The 4,451-nt window shown below is 58.1% G+C and carries 5 protein-coding genes and 2 tRNA genes; 4 read left to right on the forward strand and 3 right to left on the reverse strand.

Going from position 1 to position 4,451, the window contains the following annotated elements; all coding sequences use genetic code 11:
• Positions 1–214: 214 nt before the first annotated feature.
• Genes ABRP95_RS11835 through ABRP95_RS11845 form a run of 3 tightly spaced genes read right to left on the reverse strand, consistent with a single transcriptional unit; the run spans position 215 to position 1,139 of the window.
• Positions 215–652, reverse strand: coding sequence for a DUF6918 family protein (locus ABRP95_RS11835; protein WP_349839483.1), 438 nt, complete (start codon positions 650–652; stop codon positions 215–217).
• An 11-nt stretch (positions 653–663) separates the two neighbouring features.
• Positions 664–921: a hypothetical protein gene (locus ABRP95_RS11840; RefSeq protein WP_023024620.1), complete on the reverse strand. Its 258-nt coding sequence runs from the start codon at positions 919–921 to the stop codon at positions 664–666.
• The gene (locus ABRP95_RS11845) at positions 918–1,139 is read right to left on the reverse strand and encodes a hypothetical protein (RefSeq protein ID WP_005276020.1); all 222 of its coding nucleotides are present in this window, start codon (positions 1,137–1,139) and stop codon (positions 918–920) included. Before ABRP95_RS11845 ends, ABRP95_RS11840 begins: the two co-directional genes overlap by 4 nt.
• Before the next feature lie 78 nt (positions 1,140–1,217).
• Between ABRP95_RS11845 and gyrA the strand changes: the two genes are divergently transcribed.
• The 4 genes from gyrA to ABRP95_RS11865 all read left to right on the forward strand — a co-directional run bounded on the left by gyrA (position 1,218) and on the right by ABRP95_RS11865 (position 4,448).
• Positions 1,218–3,773, forward strand: a complete 2,556-nt coding sequence (gyrA, locus tag ABRP95_RS11850; protein WP_284864632.1) for a DNA gyrase subunit A — start codon at positions 1,218–1,220, stop codon at positions 3,771–3,773.
• A gap of 3 nt (positions 3,774–3,776) precedes the next feature.
• Positions 3,777–4,115, forward strand: a complete 339-nt coding sequence (locus ABRP95_RS11855) for a DUF3566 domain-containing protein (RefSeq protein ID WP_284770777.1) — start codon at positions 3,777–3,779, stop codon at positions 4,113–4,115.
• Positions 4,116–4,289: 174 nt separating this feature from the next.
• Positions 4,290–4,366: transfer RNA gene (locus ABRP95_RS11860), tRNA-Ile, on the forward strand.
• A gap of 9 nt (positions 4,367–4,375) precedes the next feature.
• Positions 4,376–4,448: transfer RNA gene (locus tag ABRP95_RS11865), tRNA-Ala, on the forward strand.
• The last annotated feature ends 3 nt before the right edge of the window (positions 4,449–4,451 follow it).

A 4,451-nucleotide genomic window follows, 5' to 3' on the forward strand; every position in this document is an offset into this window, starting at 1 on the left:
CTTCGTACTCTCAAAGAAAACTACTCCCCACTAGTCGGTAACTGATTTCTCAGTCCAACTAATGGGGAGCAGTTCAGTCTTGGCCGGCGGGGTAGTCGGTACGGTTTGCTTCTGATGCCGACGATTTATGATGCGGGGAATAATTCACTTCCACACTTATACTCCGCAGTCCAGAAAACCTTCAACCGCAGGAAAACCGGTGGAAACTATTTATTTACATGTGCTTTTGTACTATGCGGCCGAATGCAGGAACTTCCGGGCTTAAGATCTTGGTGGCCTTGCCGCGCAGGGAATTATAGGGTTTGCGCAGTGCGGCGGAGTTCACCTTTTCTACGTGCTTATCTGCGATATTCATAATTTCATCGCTGACCTCTTCTTGCCGCGGTTCAAGGAAGGCACCAAAATCATCCTTCCCGCTTTCCGCAAAGTCCTGCCACCGCGGATCCAGGGCATCGAGGACATCCGGCAGGATCCGTTCCAGCGCCTTGGGGACGACGTTGGCATCGGCCTTCTTGGCGGCGGCCAATCCGCCTTTAATGGCCATGCCAGAAATGCCGGATTGGGCGGAGGCGACTTTTTCAACGAGAGCCCCGCACTCGGCGATGAACTCGGTGCGGGTGGATCCATGCATCAAGGTAGAAAGGTGAGACATGGTGCCATACTTTACGCGAATTTAGTGGCCATATAGACGCGGGCGCAGTACTGCGCGAAGGTCTGGTTTCCAGCATTTAACGCTGGCACCTTTTCTAAAACCTCCGCCATGGCTTGGGCTGCCTGTTGCTCATCACCGTGAATGGCTATGCCCTCCAGGCGCGCGGTGCTGGCAGCGGCGGCGGCAACTAAAGCGGAGTAATTGATGATGCGGAGCTTAAAGCGGGCACAAAACTCTTGGGCCACTAGGTACAACTGTTCGGGGCTCATGACTGGGTCTTCCGTGCCCTGCGGATTTCGGCCTCTAGGTCCGCGCGGCCGGGGAGGAGATCGCGGGCGGTGGCTTGCACGTGGGCATCGGCAAGCGTACGCGAGGCCGCCGCCACGATGGCACGCACCACCGCCTCGTGCTTGGAGGTGCCTTGCGCGGAGGCCAAGAGGGTAAGCGCGTGATCTTGTTCTGCGGTAAGCCGCAATGTCATTGCCATGCCCCAGTGATACCACAGTGATACCACCGGTGCGGCAAATAAGGCCGATAAGGGCCGGAGAAGGTAGAATTTGGCCTTATGAGTGACAATAACGACGATCTTTTTGATCGGATTTTTCCCATTGACATTAATGAGGAGATGGAGTCGAGCTATATCGACTACGCCATGTCCGTCATTGTGGGCCGCGCGCTGCCTGAGGTGCGCGATGGCCTAAAGCCGGTACACCGCCGCATTCTCTACGCCATGTTCGATTCGGGTTACCGCCCCGAGCGCGGCTACGTGAAGTCCGCGCGCCCAGTCTCTGACACCATGGGTCAATTCCACCCGCACGGTGACTCGGCCATCTATGACACCTTGGTGCGCTTGGCGCAGTCCTGGAATATGCGCTACCCGCTTGTCGATGGCCAGGGTAACTTCGGTTCCCGCGGTAACGACGGCCCTGCCGCAATGCGTTATACCGAGTGCAAGCTCACCCCGTTGGCCATGGAAATGGTCCGCGATATCCGCGAAAATACCGTGGATTTCTCGCCCAACTACGATGGCAAGACCAGCGAGCCGGACGTCCTGCCGTCCCGCGTGCCTAACCTTTTGATGAATGGCTCCGGCGGCATTGCCGTGGGCATGGCCACCAATATCCCGCCGCATAACCTCAATGAGTTGGCCTCGGCCATCTACTGGCTGCTGGAGAACCCAGACGCGGACGAGGATGCCGCGCTCGCGGCCTGCATGGAACGCGTGAAGGGCCCGGATTTCCCCACCGCCGGCCTTATCGTTGGCGATCAGGGCATCAAGGATGCATATACCACCGGCCGCGGTTCCATCCGCATGCGCGGTGTGACCTCCATCGAGGAATCCGGCTCCCGGCAGACCATCGTGATTACGGAGCTGCCGTTCCAGGTCAACCCCGATAACCTCATCTCCAATATCGCGGAGTCCGTAGCCAACGGCAAGATCGCCGGTATTTCCAAGATCGAAGATGAGTCCTCTGACCGCGTGGGCATGCGCATTGTTGTGACCCTGAAGCGCGATGCCGTCGCCCGCGTGGTGCTCAATAACCTGTACAAGCACTCCCAGCTACAGACCTCCTTCGGCGCTAATATGCTTTCCATCGTTGATGGCGTGCCGCGCACCCTGCGCCTGGATCAGATGCTGAGCAATTATGTTGCGCACCAGATCGAGGTCATCGTTCGCCGCACCCAGTACCGCCTGGATGAGGCCGAAAAGCGCGCGCACATCTTGCGCGGCTTGGTCAAGGCGCTGGATATGTTGGATGAGGTCATCGCCCTGATCCGCCGTTCGCCCACCGTTGATGAGGCGCGCGAGGGCTTGAAGGAGCTTCTCGATGTCGATGATATCCAGGCCGATGCCATCCTGGCGATGCAGCTGCGCCGCCTGGCCGCCCTGGAGCGCCAAAAGATCGTCGATGAACTGGCAGAAATCGAAAAAGAGATCGCAGACCTCAAGCACATCCTCGCCCACGAGGAACGCCAGCGCCAGATCGTCCACGATGAGCTGGAAGCGATCGTCGAAAAGTACGGCGACGAGCGCCGCACCGAGATCCTGCCTGCCTCCGGCGAGGTCACCGATGAAGACCTCATTGCCCGCGAAAACGTCGTGGTCACCATTACCGCCACGGGTTATGCCAAGCGCACCAAGGTCGATACTTATAAGTCACAAAAGCGTGGCGGCAAGGGCGTGCGCGGTGCGGAGCTCAAGCAAGATGACATTGTGAAAAACTTCTTCGTCTGCTCCACGCACGACTGGATCCTGTTCTTTACCAACTTTGGCCGCGTCTACCGCCTGAAGGCCTACGAGCTGCCGGAGAGCGGCCGCGCTGCCCGCGGCCAGCACGTGGCCAACCTGCTGGAATTCCAGCCGGAGGAAAAGATCGCCCAGGTCATTCAGATCCAGTCCTACGAGGATGCGCCATACCTGGTTCTGGCCACCCAGCAGGGCCGCGTGAAGAAGTCGCGCCTGACCGATTACGAGTCCGCTCGTTCCGCCGGCCTTATCGCCATCAACCTCAACGAGGGCGATGCGCTCATCGGCGCCCAGCTCGTTTCTGAGGGCGATGACATCCTGCTGACCTCTGAGCAGGGACAAGCCATTCGCTTTACTGCCGATGACGACCAGCTGCGCCCCATGGGCCGCGCTACCGCCGGTGTGAAGGGCATGCGCTTCCGCGGCGATGACCAGCTGCTGGCGATGTCCGTCGTCCACGACGGTGAGTTCCTACTCGTTGCTACCTCGGGTGGCTACGGCAAGCGCACCGCCATTGAGGAATACACCCCGCAGGGCCGCGGTGGCTTGGGTGTCATGACCTTCAAGTACACCCCGAAGCGCGGCAAGCTTATTGGCGCCATTTCGATTGATAAAGACGATGAAATCTTCGCCATTACCTCCGCCGGTGGGGTTATTCGCACCGAAGTAAACCAGATTCGTCCTTCCTCGCGCGCCACGATGGGTGTGCGCTTGGTTGACCTTGCCGATGACGTCGAATTGCTTGCCATCGACCGCAATGTCGAAGAAGATGGTGAGGAAGACGCGCAGGCTGTGGCCAAGGGCGAAAAGACCGTCGATGAGGTCCAGCAAGAGCACCACAAGGGTAGCGATGCCTCCAAGGATGAGGAGTAGGACATGGAACGACGAGACGTAACCATCCACCACATTTCGCCCACCTCGGCGTTTCGCGTTGGTCTGGCCCTGTCACTCGTCGGACTCATCGCGTGGTTGCTGGCCGTGTGCCTGCTGTACATCGGCTTGCACCAGGTGGGCATATGGGAGTCAGTCAATAGCCTCGTTGGTGGCGTCGGCGGGGGCTTTGAGGTCACCTTTGGTGTGGTGATCGCAGCCAGCGCGCTGATTGGCGTTATTTTCGCCGTCCTGTTCACCTTGCTCGCACCGCTGATGGCCGTCATCTATAACGCCATCGTGGATGTCCTCGGCGGGCTAAAGGTTAGCTTGGATGATATTTAGACCACTGTGAGTGGGAGACTATGCCGGCAGCTACGGTTGCCGGCATTTTTCTAGTTTTAAGCGCGAAGTAGGGTACTCATTAGGCCAACGAAGAGTGCCTTTGAAAACCTCTTTGAGCTGCCGATTTGTGTTCTTTCCGGGGTAGTATGTAAAGTTACTTCTCGTTCCGCTAAAGGGCCTATAGCTCAGTCGGTTAGAGCGCATCGCTGATAACGATGAGGTCGCTGGTTCGATTCCAGCTAGGCCCACCACGGAACAATGGGGCATTAGCTCAATTGGTAGAGCATCTGCTTTGCAAGCAGAAGGTCAGGAGTTCGATTCTCCTATGCTCCACAG

This window comes from Corynebacterium sp. KPL2895, assembly GCF_040225815.1.
Lineage (GTDB): Bacteria > Actinomycetota > Actinomycetes > Mycobacteriales > Mycobacteriaceae > Corynebacterium > Corynebacterium rhinophilum.